The sequence below is a fragment of the Flavobacterium fryxellicola genome (assembly GCF_900143245.1).
Classification (GTDB): domain Bacteria; phylum Bacteroidota; class Bacteroidia; order Flavobacteriales; family Flavobacteriaceae; genus Flavobacterium; species Flavobacterium fryxellicola.
The window spans coordinates 203,030-221,656 of record NZ_FRDK01000005.1 but is presented as its reverse complement, the minus strand read 5'-3'; the positions used below and the strand labels follow the sequence as shown (position 1 = coordinate 221,656).

Annotated in this window: 12 protein-coding genes; 5 read left to right on the top strand and 7 right to left on the bottom strand. The window is 36.6% G+C overall.

All coding sequences use genetic code 11. From position 1 onward, the window contains the following. The 3 genes from BUA03_RS09940 to BUA03_RS09930 form a co-directional block, all read left to right on the top strand. The coding region (locus BUA03_RS09940; RefSeq protein WP_139255645.1) for a T9SS type B sorting domain-containing protein at positions 1-2,098 on the top strand (2,098 nt) is incomplete at its 5' end. 60 nt (positions 2,099-2,158) lie between these two features. Beyond that, entirely contained in the window at positions 2,159-3,076 is a 918-nt protein-coding gene (locus BUA03_RS09935) for a PorP/SprF family type IX secretion system membrane protein (RefSeq protein WP_066081233.1), read from the top strand. A gap of 19 nt (positions 3,077-3,095) precedes the next feature. Next, the gene (locus BUA03_RS09930) at positions 3,096-4,958 is read left to right on the top strand and encodes an OmpA family protein (protein WP_066081230.1); all 1,863 of its coding nucleotides are present in this window, start codon (positions 3,096-3,098) and stop codon (positions 4,956-4,958) included. 93 nt (positions 4,959-5,051) lie between these two features. Here BUA03_RS09930 and miaE read toward each other — a convergent pair whose 3' ends face one another. Continuing rightward, positions 5,052-5,633, bottom strand: coding sequence for a MiaE family protein (gene miaE, locus BUA03_RS09925; protein ID WP_066081228.1), 582 nt, complete (start codon positions 5,631-5,633; stop codon positions 5,052-5,054). Positions 5,634-5,979: 346 nt separating this feature from the next. Here miaE and BUA03_RS09920 point away from each other — a divergent pair, with 346 nt between their 5' ends. Next, positions 5,980-7,215, top strand: a complete 1,236-nt coding sequence (locus BUA03_RS09920) for a glycosyltransferase (protein WP_245792605.1) — start codon at positions 5,980-5,982, stop codon at positions 7,213-7,215. A 64-nt stretch (positions 7,216-7,279) separates the two neighbouring features. On the opposite strand, the gene BUA03_RS09915 is transcribed toward BUA03_RS09920, so the two are convergent. From BUA03_RS09915 to porU, 6 genes are all read right to left on the bottom strand, one after another. Continuing rightward, positions 7,280-7,651 carry a RidA family protein gene (locus BUA03_RS09915; protein WP_066081223.1) on the bottom strand — a complete coding sequence of 124 codons (372 nt, stop codon included), beginning with the start codon at positions 7,649-7,651 and terminating at the stop codon, positions 7,280-7,282. Between the two features lie 620 nt (positions 7,652-8,271). Next, positions 8,272-9,948: a pyruvate dehydrogenase complex dihydrolipoamide acetyltransferase gene (locus BUA03_RS09910; protein ID WP_066081220.1), complete on the bottom strand. Its 1,677-nt coding sequence runs from the start codon at positions 9,946-9,948 to the stop codon at positions 8,272-8,274. Positions 9,949-9,955: 7 nt separating this feature from the next. Beyond that, positions 9,956-10,954 (bottom strand): pyruvate dehydrogenase (acetyl-transferring) E1 component subunit alpha, encoded by a 999-nt coding sequence (gene pdhA / locus BUA03_RS09905; RefSeq protein ID WP_066081217.1) that lies wholly within the window; start codon positions 10,952-10,954, stop codon positions 9,956-9,958. 156 nt (positions 10,955-11,110) lie between these two features. Next, the gene (cdd, locus tag BUA03_RS09900; RefSeq protein ID WP_066081214.1) at positions 11,111-11,593 is read right to left on the bottom strand and encodes a cytidine deaminase; all 483 of its coding nucleotides are present in this window, start codon (positions 11,591-11,593) and stop codon (positions 11,111-11,113) included. Between the two features lie 83 nt (positions 11,594-11,676). Then, positions 11,677-12,846, bottom strand: coding sequence for a type IX secretion system outer membrane channel protein PorV (porV, locus tag BUA03_RS09895; RefSeq protein WP_066081211.1), 1,170 nt, complete (start codon positions 12,844-12,846; stop codon positions 11,677-11,679). A 38-nt stretch (positions 12,847-12,884) separates the two neighbouring features. Then, positions 12,885-16,715, bottom strand: coding sequence for a type IX secretion system sortase PorU (porU, locus tag BUA03_RS09890; protein ID WP_066081206.1), 3,831 nt, complete (start codon positions 16,713-16,715; stop codon positions 12,885-12,887). A 208-nt stretch (positions 16,716-16,923) separates the two neighbouring features. Between porU and gldJ the strand changes: the two genes are divergently transcribed. Beyond that, on the top strand, positions 16,924-18,609 hold the full coding sequence (gene gldJ, locus BUA03_RS09885) for a gliding motility lipoprotein GldJ (protein WP_066081203.1): 1,686 nt from the start codon (positions 16,924-16,926) through the stop codon (positions 18,607-18,609). Positions 18,610-18,627: the final 18 nt, after the last annotated feature.

Sequence of the window (18,627 nt, the reverse complement as noted above, 5' to 3'; positions counted from 1 at the left end):
GTATCAGAGCTCGAATGTATTTACAGCATTGGCTCCAAATACTTATACTTTATACGTACGAAATACATTGGATAATACTTGTGTAACTCCGTCATTGTCTGCTATAACGATAAATGCTATTCCAACACCGCCAACTGAACCAACCACGGTTAGTGTGGTGCAACCTACTTGTGGAACTCCATCCGGAAGTATTACAATCACAACACAAGCAGGAGTAGCCTACAGTTTGGATGGAATAACGTATCAGAGCTCGAATGTATTTACAGCATTGGCTCCAAATACTTATACTTTATACGTTCGAAATACAGCGGATAATACTTGTGTAACTCCGTCATCATCTGCTATAACGATCAATGCTATTCCAACACCGCCAACTGAACCAACCACGGTTAGTGTGGTGCAACCTACTTGTGGAACTCGATCCGGAAGTATTGCAATCACAACACAAGCAGGAGTAGCCTACAGTTTGGATGGAATAACGTATCAGAGCTCGAATGTATTTACAGCATTGGCTCCAAATACTTACACTTTATATGTACGAAATACAGCGGATAACACATGTGTAACTCCGTCATCGTCTGCTATAACGATCAATGCTATTCCAATACCGCCAACTGAACCAACCACTGCTAGTGTGGTGCAACCTACTTGTGGAACTCCATCCGGAAGTATTGCAATCACAACACAAGCAGGAATAGCCTACAGTTTGGATGGAATAATGTATCAATCCTCGAATGTATTTACAGCATTGGCTCCAAATACTTATACTTTATACGTACGAAATGCGTCGGATAATACTTGTGTAACTCCGTCATTGTCTGTTATAACGGTAAATGCGATACAAGTAATTCAAGTCCCTACCACATCAAGTGTAGTACAACCAACTTGTGGAGCTCCGTCAGGAAGTATTGCAATCACAGCACAAGTAGGAGTGGAATATAGCTTAAATGGAGCGACATATCAATCATCTAATTCATTTTCAGGATTACTTCCAAATACTTATACGTTATACGTAAGAAGTGCAACAGATAACACTTGTTCGCAGTCATCTTTATCTGCGATTACTATAAATGCAATTCCAATTGCTCCAGCTGTTCCTGTTGTCTCAGCTGTGGTTCAGCCAACTTGTTCGACACCATCGGGAACAATTACGGTGGCGCCGCAAGCAGGAGTATCATATAGTTTGAATGGTACATCGTATCAAACGTCAAATATTTTTACAGGATTAGCTCCAAATAATTATATAGTTTACGTGAGAAATAATGCTGATACTACTTGTTCCAATCAAAGCCTTACAAGTATAACTATTAGTCCACTTCCTTTATTACCGGCAATTCCAACCCTAATGCAAGTCGTACAACCTACATGTTTGATGCCAGCTGGAAGTATTGCAATTAACACACAAGTGGACGTCCAGTATAGTGTAGGTAATGGGTATCAAAATAGCCCTATCTTTAATAATTTGACTCCTGGAAAGTACATAATTAGTGTGCGCTTCGCAAACAGTATTGCATGTGTAACTTTAGGTTCTGAAATTACGATAAATGGTATTCCTTCACAAATTCAATTTGAAACCATCGGAGATTGTGAAAACAGAGAGTATACATTAACCGCAAATCCGCTAGCTGGCTCTTATAATCCAAATGAGGTTTCGTATCAATGGAAAGATAAGGAGGGGAATCTTGTAGGAACCAATTCTAATGTATTAAATCTTACTGATGTAATTTCTTCAACTCCGGGTGTGCCGATAGTATTTCCGACGGTATATTCTCTTACTGTTACCTCCATGAGTACAGGATGTGAGACAACCTCTAATGTAACAGTAAAATCAATTTATTGCAACATCCAAAAAGGAATTTCTCCTGATGGAAATGGTTCAAATGATTTCTTCGATTTAAGTTTGATGGATGTCAAAAAATTGGAAATATTTAATAGATATGGTATTAAAGTTTACAGTCAGATGAATTATACTGATCAATGGAATGGCCAATCAAATAAAGGAGAAGATCTTCCAAGTGCTACTTATTATTACGTAATTGAATTCAATACCGGTCAGCCTAAAACAGGATGGATTTATCTAATCAGAGAAAAACAATAAATAATAATTTATTAGTCACAGCTATTTTTAACTGACTTCTAAAACGAAAAATATATAGATATGAACAAAATTATATTGATGTCTCTTGTAGTGCTCTACGCATGTTTAGATGCAAAAGCGCAACAAGATCCACATTATACACAGTATATGTATAATATGAATGTTATCAATCCAGCCTATGCCGGCTCTAAAGAAAGTCTTTCTTTAGGTCTTTTATACAGAAAACAGTGGGTTAATATTGAAGATTCTCCTGCTTCTTTTTCTTTCTCAGGTCATGCCCCGGCAGGCAGGAATGTTGGAGTAGGTATCTCTTTTGTGTCAGATAAAATTGGTCCCGTAACAGAGCAAAATGTGTTTGGAGATTTCTCATACACATTGAAATTAGGGGATACTCAACGATTGGCATTTGGTGTAAAAGCGGGGGTTTCATTCCATAAAGTAGGTCTTAGAGATATTCAATCTAGTTTGCCAGATCCTTCAGAGGGTATTTTTGGAGAGGATATTAACGACACATCATTGAATTTAGGTACCGGTTTGTTTTATTATACCGATAAATACTATGTTGCACTCTCTCTTCCCAATATGGTTAAAGCCGCACACTTAGATTATAATGGGCGTCAATATGGCTCAGATGTATCACACTATTTTTTAACCGCTGGTTATGTTTTTGACGTTAATTACGAATTAAAATTCAAGCCTTCATTCATGTTGAAATCAGCTTTTAATGTAACTCCATCTTTAGACCTGTCTGCTAATTTTTTATATCAGGAAAAATTCGAAATTGGAGCAACTTACAGGTTACAAGATAGTTTTGGGGGAATGATTAACTTTGCTGTTACACCTGAGTTACGAATAGGATATGCTTATGATCACATCGTTTCCGACTTAAGAGTAACCGCTCCTTCTTCACATGAGTTCATATTGTTATATGATCTATTTGAATCTAAAAAAGTATCCCGCTCCCCAAGATTTTTCTAATATTTAATTACTCCACGTAATGAAAAAAAATACAATTTTATTATTTTTTGTGCTTGCAAGTCTTTCGCTTACGGCACAAAATAAAGAGACTAAAAGTGCTGATATATTGGTTGAAAGCTATGATTATGTTAAAGCCGTTCAAGGATATTTAAATTTGGTTGCTAAAGGCAATACGGATCCCTATGTAAGTAAACAACTCGGTGACTGCTATTACTATATGTTTAATACAATAGAATCTGAAAAATGGTATGCTAAAGCAACGCAATCTCATCAAGATGCGGAAACCTATTTTAGATATGCACAAATGCTAAAGTCAAATGGCAAATATGCAGAATCAAATATTCAAATGGCACTATTTGCTGATCGCATGCCCAATGATCAACGAGCCATTATTTTCAATACTGATCCTAATTATTTGACAAAATTAAATGCCTTAGAAAATCATTTTGAGGTAAACGCAATTCCAGTAAATTCAGAACGCTCTGATTTTGGTGCTATTCTTTATGGAGATATCCTTTATTTTGCTAGTGCAAGAAATGAAAGTAACAAAACTTATGGGTGGAATGATGAACCCTATTTAGATGTTTTTCAGTCTACTTACACTGCTGATGGGAAGTATTCTGAACCAATTGCTGTTAATGAATTAAATAGTAGGTTTCATGAAGGACCTGTTACAATGAATAAGGAGGGCTCTGTTGTTTATTTTTCCAGCGAGAGTTTTAAAGATAAATTATTTGATAAGGATAAAACACACAAATTCAAATTTGGTCAAGTAAATCTTTATAAAGCGACTAAAGAAAATGGAAAATGGAGCAACATAACTGCGTTGCCATTTAATAGTAAGAGTTATTCTGCGGGCAATCCGTCTTTAGATAAAGATGGGAAAACGCTATATTTTGCCTCTAATATGCCTGGTTCCGTTGGAGGAACTGATATTTGGAAAGTAAAGGTGAATAGCGATGGATCTTTTGGTGCTCCAGAAAATTTAGGAACAAAGATCAATACCGTTAGTGATGAGAATTTTCCGTTTATGGGGGATGATTCCATTTTGTATTTTTCATCAAATGGTCTGACTGGTTTTGGAAGTTTAGACGTTTTCTCAGTTGATTTAAATACTGATGGAGAACCGCAAAATATGGGTAAACCTATAAATACGGAGAAAGATGATTTTGCTTTTAGCTTCAACAAAGATAAAAATATAGGATATGTGTCCAGTAACCGTTTTGGTAAAGATCATATTTACAGTGCGATTCCAATTTGTAAAGCCCAGATTTTTATTGTGGTTAAAAATGCAAAAACAGGAGTGCTTTTGGCTAATTCTAGAGTGGTAATTTTGGATGCTGTCACTGCTATTGTAGATACTCAGCTGTCTAGTAAGGATGGCGAAGTGCTCTATGATCTATCCTGCCTAAAGTCATACACGATACAAGTTTTCAAAGATGGTTATGTTACAAAATCTTTTCCAGCAAGCGGTAAACAAGGGGTAATTACTATGGAAGTTGCACTAGAACCGATTGATGTTGTTGTAACAGAAACAGAAATCCTTTTGAATCCCATTTACTTTTATTCTAATAAGAGTGATATAACGGAGCGTGGTGCAGTAGAGCTTGATAAATTGGTTTATGTACTGGCACAAAACAGTAATTTACAAATCGATGTTAAGTCTCACACGGATTCTAGAGGCTCTGACTCTTATAATTTAGATTTATCTGAAAGAAGAGCACAATCAACTGTTGCGTATATTATATCAAAAGGAATCAGTTCAGAAAGAATTTCTGGGAAAGGATTTGGGGAATCTATACCTAAAATTGATTGCCAAAATAACTGTACGGAACTAGAATTTGCACTAAATAGACGTTCGGAATTTATGATAAGAAAATAAATGAATTAGTTTTAAAATACAAGAAGAGGATACTATAAAGTATCCTTTTTTTGTACAATTTATTTATTAAAAGTAAGCTTTGTTATTCAATTATTAACCATGAATCGTTTCTTGTTTGCCATAATTACTGATGATGGATGTTTCAAAATCAATCCACTCCTTCCAGCGTTTGTCCACATTAACGTGGTCTGCATATTTCCGTGCAAAACCTAAAAATGTGGTATAGTGTCCCGCTTCACTTATCATTAAATCACGATAAAAGGTAGCTAATGCCGCATCTGCAATGTTTTCAGAAAGTACTTTAAAACGCTCACAACTTCTTGCTTCAATCATCGCCGAAAACAACAATCGCTCACACAAAGCATCATTGCGACTCCCGTCTTTTTTCATAAACTTGAATAATTCATTCACATAATGATCCTTGCGCTCGCGTCCCAGCGTCAAGCCTTTACTTTTTATTAAGTCGTGTACCATTTGCAAATGTTCTAATTCTTCTCTCGCAATAATCATTAATTCTGTCACTAATTCTTCCTTTTCTGAGTTCTGCGTGATCAAACTGATGGCATTCGAAGCTGCTTTTTGCTCACACCAGGCGTGGTCTGTCAAAATTTCTTCAATATTTGATTCTACTATATTAACCCATCTTGGGTCTGTAACTAATTTTAATCCTAACATTTCAATGGAATTTATGTGGGTACAAAATTAGTGTTTTCTTCCTGATTTATACCGCGATAACCAAAATGCTTTGTGGTTTCGCTGTCAAAATAAGTGGGGCGTGCCACCAAAAAAAATGGCAAAAGCTACATTCCGCCTAGCCATTTTTTTGCTGTCGGGCTATCCGCTGCAAGTCCTCATTGTGCTTTCGCTGCGCTGCAACACAATTCCGGGCTTTTCACTATTATCCCTCACGCGGTCTAATGCAAAGTATAGTTAGCCATTTTCAATAGAATTTACATTCCTGTAAAGTTACATTCCGACTTTAAAGTAGTATTTTGCAGTACTAATTTACAATACACAAAAAGTGCAATCACTCTTAATTATTGGTTTTGTTTGGCCTGAGCCCAACTCTTCTGCTGCAGGTGGACGAATGATGCAATTGATTTCGTTGTTTCAAAAACAAGGATTCACAATTACCTTTGCTTCTCCGGCTCAGGACACTGACTTTATGATTGACTTGCAAGCGTTTCAAGCTGACAAAAAAGGAATTTTGCTCAACTCACAAAGTTTTGACACGTTTGTGCAAGAACTTAATCCATCAGTAGTTCTCTTTGATCGCTTTATGATGGAAGAACAGTTTGGTTGGCGCGTGGCTGAAAAATGTCCAAACGCACTTCGAATTTTAGATACCGAAGATTTACATTCTTTACGTCTTGCCAGACAAAAAGCATTCAAGGAAAAGCGTGACTTTAAAACAACAGACTTGCTTATTGAAGAGGTTGCCAAACGAGAAATAGCTAGTATTTTACGTTGTGATGTATCGTTGATGATTTCCGAGGTTGAAATAGATTTGCTAACCACCACATTCAAAATCGATACCTCGCTATTGTTGTATTTGCCACTTTTATTAGAACCGCATGCCTTTTTAAATTTAGATACTGCACCATTATTTGACAATAGAAAGGATTTTATTTTTATTGGTAATTTTCTTCATGAACCCAACTGGAATGCGGTGCAATATCTCAAAGAAACGATTTGGCCACTGATTAAAAAACAAGTACCTGAAGCTGTTTTAAATGTTTACGGCGCCTACCCTTCGCAAAAAGTATTGCAGTTAAATAATGTAAAAGATGGTTTTTTGATACGTGGCCGCGCAGTTGATGCGCAGGAAGTAGTTAAGCAGTCCCGAGTTGTTCTGGCACCTTTGCGTTTTGGCGCCGGCATAAAAGGCAAATTACTCGAAGCCATGCAATGCGGAACACCAAGCGTTACCACTGCCATTGGCGCCGAATCGATGCAAGGCCAGTTACCTTGGAATGGTTTTGTCGAGGACAATCCTGAACTTTTTGCCAGTAAAGCCGTCACATTATATCAAGATGAAAAAATTTGGCTTGAAGCCCAACAAAACGGATTCGATATCATCAAGCAACGGTATATGACAACGTTATTTGAAACCGAGTTTAAAGCGCAAATACAAACTTTGCAAGGCAATCTGCCACAACATCGTTTGAATAATTTTATGGGTGCATTACTACAACATCATACTCTAAAAAGCACGAAGTACATGTCGAAATGGATTGAAGAGAAGAATAAAAGTTAGTAGTGATAAACTTTTGAAGCATGGAAAGTTATTCAAATTGGAAAACTACATTCAACGCATTACTTTATTCAACAATAGCAATCGCTTCGATTTCGATGAGCCAGTTTTTATTTCCTAAAACGGGAACTCCTACCAAGGTGCTTGCTGGAAAGCCAGCATTTCCTAGAAATTTATTTCTAATTTTTCTAAAAATAGGCAAATCAAACTCTGGATTAAAATTTACAATGTAGGTGTTCATTTTTACCACATCTTTAAAAGTAGCGTTGCAATTTAGTAGTTGTTTTTCTAAATTCTCAAAAGTTGTAATTGTTTGTGACTCTAAATTAGCACCTATTCCAATTTGTCCTGAAATATAAATGGTTTTAAAATTTCCAGTTTGTACAATAACCGCTTGAGAAAAGCCTTCATTTGGTTCGATATAGTGTTTTTCGATCATTTTGAAATAAATTAAATATCTCGTAAAATTAATAGTTATTTGCTGAAAATGATTTTAAACTAACTCTTAAGTAATAGTATTTTGATGACATTAAACATATCTAACTATTTTATTATAATCTAAAATTCCATTCTGCATCGGAAACAGCAAATCAATTATAGCATAGTTGCAATTTTAAAACCACTTATAAAACCGAGCGGATTGAAAAGAAGTTTAAAAATTAAAGGCAATTTGTCTTAGTTTGTATTTCGATTATTTTTAGTTGCCAGTTCCTTCGTGCTCTTTGTTATGCTGCGAGTGTGTCAACGGAGTAGTTCGTATATCTTGGGACGATTTCAATGTGAAAGACTACATGATCTAGTCATGTGAAAATATAATTTATGTCATTATCGGGTATTTCTGCGATTAAATTGGCTTGTTTTATAGGTCATTTGGTCGTTTTCGCATGAGGGATAGTAGCGGCATCCTTTTATCTCTCTCGTTTTTTAACGAGAGGGATAAAAGATACAGCGAATAGCCCGACCTCACTGCAACGCTAGTGGAAGTGAGGACATGCCCAAAACAAAAAACCCGTCTCCTTATTAAAAAGAGACGGGTTTAAATTTATATTGAAGCAGTGGTTATGCAAGCATGGTCACTGGGTTTTCAATGTATTGTTTTAAGGTTTGTAAGAACTGTGCTCCAGTTGCTCCGTCGATTGTGCGGTGGTCGCAAGCAAGAGATAGCATCATGGTGTTTCCTACTAGGATTTGGCCATTTTTAACTACTGGTTTCTCTACAATTGCTCCTACGGATAGGATGGCAGAATTAGGTTGGTTGATAATTGAATTGAATTCAACGATACCAAACATTCCTAAGTTAGAAACCGTAAACGTACTTCCTTCCATTTCTGTAGGCAGTAATTTTTTGTTTTTAGCTCTTCCAGCAAGATCTCTTACGCTTCCGCCTATTTGAGATAAACTCATGGCATCAGTAAATTTCAATACAGGAACCACTAATCCATCTTCAACAGCTACAGCTACTCCAATATTCACATGGTGATTTATTGTAATGGCATCTTCTTTCCACTGAGAATTGATTTTTGGATGTTTCTTTAAAGCCATCGCGCAAGCTTTAATAATCATATCGTTAAACGAAACTTTGGTATCTGGAACGCTATTAATTACTACTCTGGAAGCCATTGCATCATCCATCGCCACTTCGATAACTAAGTTATAATGTGGCGCTGTAAATAGCGATTCAGCCAAGCGTTTCGCAATAATTTTGCGCATTTGCGAGTTCTTAATTTCCTCCGTAAACACTTCTCCGGCTGGAACAAAAACTTTTGGAGCGACAGGTGCAGCGGCAGTTTCTGCTTTTGCAGCAGGTGCAGCAGCGGTTTGTGGTGCTACAACAGCTGGTGTAAAGTTTTCAATATCGCTTTTTACGATACGACCGTTTTCACCTGACCCTTTTACTTGTGTTAGTTGGATTCCTTTGTCACTTGCAATTTTCTTTGCTAATGGTGACGCTAAAATGCGTTGTCCGTCTGTGGAAGCTTCTTGTACAATTGGTTCTTTCTCTTTTTCTGTTGCAGCGGTTTCTTTTTCTTCTGCTGCAGCAGGAGCATCTTTTGAAGTTCCACCAGTTTTATAATTATTAGCTATTCCGCTAATATCGGTGCCAGCTGGTCCTATAATTGCCAAAAGACTATCAACAGGAGCAGTGTTTCCTTCTTCGATTCCTATGTACAACAAAGTTCCTTCGTTGAAAGACTCGAATTCCATTGTTGCTTTGTCGGTTTCGATTTCAGCAAGAATATCTCCTTCAGCCACAGCGTCTCCTACTTTTTTTAACCATGTTGCTACTGTTCCTTCTGTCATGGTATCGCTTAAACGAGGCATTGTGATAACCACAACTCCTTTTGGCAGAGAGGCGGTTGAAGTTGCTGTCGTTTTAGTAGTTTCAGCTTGAGCTGCTGTTTCTTCAGTACCTTTTATTTCTTCAGCAGTTTTTGTTTCCTCATTAGCTGGAGCTGCATCAGCTGGTTTTTCTGCTAGTAATGCTGAAATATCTTCGCCTTCTTTTCCTATAATTGCTAATAAAGAATCTACCGGTGCAGTTTCACCTGCGGGTATTCCTATATGTAAAAGAGTGCCTTCGTTGAAAGACTCAAATTCCATTGTTGCTTTGTCAGTTTCGATTTCTGCAAGGATATCCCCTTCGTTGATTTTGTCACCTACTTTTTTTAGCCAAGTCGCTACCGTTCCTTCCGTCATCGTATCGCTCAAACGAGGCATTGTAATTATTGTTGCCATAATTGATTTATAGTTTATGAGGAATAAATGGATAGTTTTCTTGTTCGTATACTACGTCGTAAAGTTGTTGAATTGGTGGGTATTCAGATTCTTCGGCAAATGTTACACATTCTTCCACCAGATCTTTTACTCTTTGGTCAATTACTTTGATTTCTTCTTCTGTAGCATACTTTTGATCTTTAATTACATCTAAAACTTGTGTAATTGGATCGATTTTCTTGTATTCCTCTACTTCGTCTTTTGAACGGTAAAGTTGAGCATCCGACATAGAGTGGCCTCTATAACGGTATGTTTTCATTTCTAGGAAAGTGGGTCCGTCTCCGCGACGTGCTCTGTCAATTGCTTCCGTCATCGCTTCAGCCACTTTTACAGGATTCATTCCGTCTACAGGTCCGCAAGGCATCTCGTAGCCTAAACCTAATTTCCAAATATCAGTATGATTGGCTGTTCTTTCTACAGAAGTTCCCATGGCATACCCATTATTTTCAACGATAAATACCACCGGAAGTTTCCATAGCATAGCCATGTTAAAAGCTTCGTGCAAAGATCCTTGACGTGCTGCTCCATCACCAAAATAGGTCATAGTTACACCACCAGTCTCAAAATATTTATCTGCAAAAGCTAATCCTGCACCTACTGGAATTTGTCCTCCTACAATTCCGTGGCCACCATAAAAACGGTGTTCTTTCGAAAAAATATGCATAGAACCTCCCATACCTTTTGAAGTTCCAGTTACTTTTCCTAAAAGTTCTGCCATTACGCGTCTAGGATCAACTCCCATCCCTATTGGTTGAACGTGATTTCTGTATGCAGTAATCATTTTGTCTTTAGTCAAGTCCATAGCGTGTAATGCACCAGCTAAAACTGCTTCTTGACCGTTGTATAAATGTAGAAAACCTCTAACTTTTTGTTGGATGTATAATGCGGCAAGTTTGTCCTCAAACTTTCTCCAAAGCAGCATGTCCTCATACCACTTTAAATATACTTCTTTTGTTACTTCTTTCATCTGATCTTTTCTTTTGCTAAAGTGTTATTGTATTATCAATTTGTACCTATAACGCAAAACAGTTTCCTCCCACAAATTTGCGCCCCGAAGCGTCGGGATGCAAAAATAAGACATTCCATCTAAGAACTAAAATTTAATAGACAATTTTTAGAGTTTTTACAAGAACTTTTTAACGAACATAAATGGGAGTAAATTTTTTAGGGATTCAGATTTGTAAATTGTGCCAATTTCTCCCATGAAATAGATTTCTATTGGTGTATCCTGCTTGATTTCGTATTCTGCTATTGCTTGTCTACAGGATCCGCAAGGTGGAATTGGTGTTGTAGTTTCGTTTGTGTCCGATGCAGCGGTAATGGCCATTTTTAAAACTTTAGCTTCAGGATATTTTGCTCCTGCGTAAAATATAGCGACGCGTTCTGCACAAAGTCCAGAGGGATAAGCTGCGTTTTCTTGATTTGAACCCAAAATGACCTGGCCATTATCTAAAATTAGGGCGACTCCAACTCTGAATTTTGAGTAAGGTGCATAAGCAGTTTTTCTTACTGCCGCTGCTTGGTCCATTAAGTTCTGAACATCAAATGGTAAATCAGTAGTTGAATCAAATACTTTAAATTGTGTTGTAATTGTTATTTCTTTCATGCTTTTTTAGGGAAAAAAAATCCAAATTTCATCTCGATGTTTTGAGTTGAAATTTGGATTGTTAATTATTGTTTTATTTTAGTTTAATATTCGTCGTATTTATCCCCAAAATTGAAGGTGAGTGAAAAACGAAGTGTGTTCTCTAGTGGGTTTTTAACTTTTGATGATGAAAATAAATAGGAGACATCCACCTTAACGACATTGTATTTGAAACCTGCTCCAAGAGAGAAAAATTGTCTAGCACCTTTTAACGGACTTTCGTGAAAGTAACCCAAACGCATCGCAAAAGAATCTTGGTATAAATATTCCGCGCCAAGCGCATAAGTAAATTCTTTGATTTCTTCACTAAGACCATCAGGAGCATCTCCAAAAGATTTAAAAACGCCAGAGGTCCATCCTATCGATCGGTAATTATCATTATTTTGATTTCTTTCTTCAGGTGTTACCGTGCCGTCTCCATTTAAATCAGGATTCTGAGGTGTTGGAACAAGTAACTTATTTAGTTCAACATTTACTGCAACTTTATTATACTCGTCTAATATAAAATCAAAACCAGTTCCGATTTTTAAATTAGCAGGCAAGAAGTTGTTGTTGAATTCATCATTGTCATAACTGATTTTTGGACCTAAATTTTGAATATTAAAACCAGCCCTCCATCTTCCGTTGAATTCACTGTAAGCTATTTCTTCAGATTGATAAAAACCAGCAACATCAACTGCAAAAGAACTAGCGGAGGAGGCATCATTACTGTCTGAAGCTACTTTTAAATTCGAATTAATAAATCGTCCAGCAATAGCCATTGAGAATTTTTCACTTAGTTTTAAGGAATAAGATCCATCAATTGCAAATTCGTTTGGAGAGACTATGGGGAAATCTTCGTTTTGTTCTCCGGTTTGTCTTAGTTCAATGTCTCCTAGACCAAAATAGCGAATGCTTCCAGCAAATGCGCTACGTTCATTCAATTTTTGATAGTAGGTCAACTGTCCTAATGAAATATCATTTACTAAATCAGTGAGATACGGTGTATAACTGAGCGAAAATCCTTGTGCGTCTGTTGAAAACGCATATTTAGCTGGGTTCCATTGCTGCGAAAAAGCATCGGCAGAGGTCGCAACTCCTATGTCACCCATACCCGCTGCTCTTGCATCAGCAGCTACAAGTAAAAATTGAACGCCGGGTACTATAACGCGTTCCTGTGCTTTTGCAAAGGATACAAGTAAGAGACAAATTAAAAGGAATACGGTTTTTTTCATTCTAGTGGTACTATTTATTAAACAAATATAGTATATTATTAAAGTATTACAAGTTTTTCAAATTTTTCACTTTTCATATTGGTCAAGGTTGATTTTACGGTTAGCTTGTATACGTAAACCCCTTTTCCTAATCGGTCGCCAAAATCATCTTTACCGTCCCAAGTTACTTCTTTTGATAAAAAACCTTCTGTTGTAATAATTTGATTTTTTGTCCAAACTATTTTCCCTGTTATTGTCATTACTTGGACCTGAACTTCTAATGGTTCATAAGGTCTATTGTGTGTAAACCAAAACTCTGTGTAACTGATAAATGGGTTCGGATAATTTAATACATGCGTCAATGTTATTGTTTCATCGCCTACTACAATAAATTGAATCTCAGCGGTGATTGGGTTGTTGTATACATCCCAGGCTTTGAATGTAATGGTGTGTAATCCTGGAGCTAAATTCCGTAATGGAAACCGAAGTGTTCCACTAGTAAAATCGTCTAGTGTAGTTTGATAATAATCGTTTAAAACAAAAGCATTGCTGACATCTCCATCTAATACGGCAACAATGTCATGTCCTATTCCACTTGCTGTATTTATCCCATTTTCGTCTTCAAGATTCGCAACAAGAAAAGGAGATTCGTTTGTTGTGCCTCCAGAAACAAATGTTTCATCATTCATATATAACCTCACTCTTGGGCTAATATTGTCTGCAATAGCATTTTGGTTTATCCCACCTATTTTGATAGTGGAATCGTACCCAGTTTCGTTTTGTAGAAGCTGGTTTTTTTTGGAATAAAAGCTAATCCTTCCATTGGCTAGTGGGACTCTGATGTCTCGAGGCACGACAAAACTAAATTCAAATTGACCATTAGTAACCGTTGCATTTCCCCTAAATATTGTTTCTCCTAATACAGTAAAGTTAATTGGAGGGCTATTTCCGTCATTGTTATAGGTTGTTCTGCTGACCGCCTTGTCAAAAATAGTGGTAGCGACTTCACCATTATATGTGGTCAACGGATTGTTGTTTTCATCGGTAACTTCTCCTGTTAGTTTTATTTTTGATAATGACTTGAAGTCGTCGATACTTTGAGTTACCGGAATGTCATTCACTTTTGTCAACCTGATTTTTGGTCTGGCCACCGCCAGCATGATGGCAGGATCGCCAATATAAAAAACAACATTGGTAGCTGAATTTGGGTTACTATTTTTAGAGATCCGCAATGCTTCTGCTATAGATTGGTACTGATTTGATCCATAGGATAATAGGTTTTTGGTTAGTCCATCATTAAAGTTTTCGGCACTAAATTGACCAATAGAGCGTATGGTAGTAATCATTGCAATTGCTCCTCCTTTTGGGTTCCAGTACGTGTATTCTCCAGCCGTTGGTCTAAACGGATTGTCAAAACGAGAAAATTCACAAGTAATCGTTATGAACAATGGATATTTGTATTGATTACTTAAGTTCTGCCCGTCTGATTTTTCCCAAATGCGTTCTGCTGACAAACCATCTTCACCACCATGGCCTAAGTAATTGAACACCAAAGCTCCTTTTTCGAAAGCATTAAAAAAATCAGTTCTTGCTTTTGGATATCTGGAACCACCAGCAGAGGCTTCTTGCGCATAGGAATCTAATAAAATTTTAGTTACATTCAAAAATGGCTTTTCCAAAGAAATCGTATTTGCAAGCCCATTTTGTCTGTTTTGTAAACTGGCATCTGACGGTATATCGGAGTCATCAGAAACCAAAACAAAGTTGTTTCTCCAGCTTCCGTACGATTTTACATCATGGTATTCAACTACTTTATTCACCATCTCATCAGCCTGTTTTGTGTCATTTACCAACATTCTGCCCACTGCAATGTCGATTCCTCCAAAGAAGGAGACAATATTTCCTTCGGAGGGATCCATTAATCCAAAAAAATCATCCGAGGCAAAAGAGGATTCTCCTGTTGTGCTACTATTTAAAGAATGATAAATAGGCACGACATTCGTATTGTTTACGATCCTATTTTTGAAATCATAAGATGCATCACCAAAAAGATTAATATATTTTACTCTTTTAGTGCTCGTTGAAGCATTTTCATAAATGTATTTTATACAGTTTCTTATCGCAGCAATATCCTGTTTTCCCGAAGAAAATTCTTGATATATTAATTCTAAAGGAATTACTTTGACATTTAAATTAGAATAGTTGCGATGGAAATTAGCTAATTTCTCTGCTTGTGAAATTAAAGAAGAGGGCGAAATAATGACGTAATCTATATCCTGAAATTGACCTTGACTATTTTTAAATAAAGTTCCTTTTAGATTTTGATTGGCAACTTTTGATTTACTATCTCTTAAAGGAGTGTAATAATCGGTGGCATCTACTGCTATGTACTTTCGTAGTTCGCCTAAATTGGCTTTGAAACTGAATGTAGGCTGATTTGTGTTTTCGATTTTGGAAACGGTGTAAGGATCAGTAACGTCCCAAATCTGATTAATTCCAGTGGCATTTGAAAGTTCATAATTTACAATGCCTAAATTGGAGCCGGACTGATCGTACTGAAAATGAAATTGTTTTCCGTAGCCTTGAAGATTTCTTTTGGCGATCAGCCTAATGTTATCTAGGAAGCCTTTGGAGCCGGGTATGCCGTTATTGTTGTATTTTAATTTTATTTTTGTGTTTTCTGCGCCATTAAAATTGGAGTTACTGGGAAGCGAACCTAAGATAAATTCGGTTCCAGAATTGCTGCTAAGTGCAGGAAAGGAAATGGTACCCGCTGCATTGCCGTTTGCAGTTACGCTAAAGGAGGTGGGTGTAAAAGCTGCAGAGGCTGCTGTTAGCATTATTTTTACAGGAACGGAGGAGTCAATATTTGGAAAAATAAAGTCAAATTCCTGTTCATTTTTTACGTCAAATGACTCGCCAAACCATTGTCGACCCAAACGGGCAATGTTCACAAGATCTTGTTCGTGGTATTGATGATCATCAAAAGACGTTAAATTCATCGTGCTACTTCCTGTAGGTTGCTCCATAGGAGAAATTCTCTTTCCGTCAGCGCCATGGACGGTAATATAGTAATAGGATTTGTTATCATATAAATTAAGGTGCGTTCTACTTTCCTGATTCCAAGTGTCTACTCCTTCGGCATAAAAAAGGATATAATCCTCGTTGTTAAAAACGCCGTCACTTTCGCCGTTAATCTGAATTGCATTTTCTATTAAATCATTAGGATAATAAATACTGTTTGACAGCGGTAGCATGCGGCCGCCATTACCGTAAATTTTTATTTTTCGAGGGTTAATTGCAGTAATATCAAGTCCCAGTTGCTGTAGAAAGTTTTTAGATAGCTTATATACGCCCGATTTTTCTACATAAAATTGAAACCAGTTGCCACTTGCTAAAACAGCATTAGAAATTGTGTTCACTCTTTTTGTGGATTGCGTTGTTTTAGCATTGTTGTTTTCTATTTCATAAGAAAAGGATTTGATTCGCTTGAATCCAAAATCATCCTTTATGATGGGCGAAATATTAATAAATGCTTCTTTGAAATCTCTTGAATTCGAGACAACTAGTGATGCGTTGGTTGTTATGGGAATGTTTTCAGAGGCTAAGTCGCCAAGCTGATCCACTGAAATTGATTCGTAATTTATAGTAGTGATTTGTACTTTTACTTCTTCAAAAGAGACGGGATCTTTTATTTTTAGAGTAAAAAGTAAAGTTTTATTGGAAGCATCGTAATGAAAGCTATTGCCCGTAAAATGAGGAATAACAACTTTAGAATCCCCATAGGACATTTCTTTTTTTTCTAGCCATTCGATGGTAATGGCACCTTTAATTTGAGCAAAAGAAACAAACGGAAGCAAGACTATTATGGCCAAAAGTATTTTTCTCATTGCTTTTTTAACGGGATTAATAGCGGGTTATTATTAATTAGTAAAAATAAATCATTTCATGTTATTGTAAATAATAAATATTATAAATTTGCGTTATACTAGATAATTTAACGTAAAACTTAGATTTCCAGATTTATTAAAAAAGTTAGATGCTTGTTAATTGTTAATTATTATATTGCGTCACTAAAATTATTACCTACTAAAGAGTATGAAAGCAAACAGAATTATGGGCTTACAGTTGTTGCTATCAATCGTTTTGATTGTTGGTTTCTCCAGTTGCAGTAAAAAATCCAATTCAAAGAACACTTCGAGAGCTACGGGTTGGAATATGGATAGTAGAAAAGGTTCTAGTAAGAAAAAACAAGAGGCAGGGCCTGGTTTGGTCTTTGTTGAAGGCGGTACCTTTACGATGGGTAAAGTGCAGGATGATGTGATGCACGATTGGAATAATTCACCAACACAACAGCACGTGCAGTCCTTTTATATGGATGAAACTGAAGTGACAAATTCCATGTATTTGGACTACTTAGATTGGTTAAAAAATGTGTATCCGCCAACGGAAGAAATATACAAAAACATATACGAAGGAGCTTCGCCAGATACTTTGGTTTGGAGAAATAGATTGGGTTATAATGAAACGATGACTAATAATTATTTAAGACATCCTTCTTATGCCGATTATCCCGTTGTTGGAGTAAATTGGATTCAAGCAACTGAATTCAGTAATTGGAGAACGCAACGTGTAAACGAAGCTCTTCTCGAAAAAAGTGGATATCTTAAAAAGAATGCAAAAACGCTAGATGTGACAGCGGAAAGTAATTTTGATACAGAAACGTATTTAAATTCCCCTACTTCAGCTTATGGAGGAAATGAAGAAATTGTTTTAAAAGGAGGAAAGGGAGCAAGAAAAACACCCAAAGCAGGGAAAAATGGAGCAGTGGTTGAACCAAAAAATGTTTATGCTCAACGTTCTTCAGGAATACTTTTGCCGGAATACCGTTTGCCTACTGAGGCGGAATGGGAGTATGCAGCTGCTGCAGATGTAGGTCAAAGAGAATACAATATTTATAAAGGTCAGAAAAAATATCCTTGGTCAGGTGGGTACACTCGCTCAGGAAAGCGACAAAGTAAAGGCGATCAATTAGCCAACTTCAAGCAAGGAAATGGAGATTATGGAGGGATTGCAGGTTGGTCTGATGATGGAGCTGACATCACAAATGAAGTAAAAAAATATCCTGCTAATGATTTTGGACTATATGATATGGCCGGAAATGTAGCGGAGTGGGTACAAGATGTATATAGACCTATTATTGATAACGAAGCAAATGATTTTAACTACTTTAGAGGAAATCAATATACTAAGAATAAAATTGGTGCTGACGGTAAAGTGGAGATTGTTACCAAAGACAATATGAAGTATGATACCTTAAGTAATGGTAGAATAATAGCCAGAAACTTTCCAGGTCAGATTGCTCAAGTACCAGTTGACGAACAAGAAACTTATTTGAGACAGAACTTTGACAAAAGCGATAATACTAACTATAGAGATGGGGATAAACAATCAACCCGCTATTATAATTTTGGCAATTCAGAGTCTGATGACGAAAAATCAAAATCAGATAAAGTGATGTACAACTCTCCTAGACATAATGTTACAACGGACAGTTTAGGAAAAATGGTTAGAAAATATGACAAATCTAGTACAAGAACGACCTTAATCAATGATGAATCCAGAGTTTATAAAGGTGGATCTTGGAGAGATAGAGCCTACTGGTTAGATCCCGCACAAAGAAGGTATTTTCCACAAGATATGGCAACAGACTACATTGGTTTTAGATGCGCAATGTCTAGAGTAGGGCCAAAAGCAGATAAGAAGAGATCAGCAAGAAATTAAATTTATAATTAAATAAAA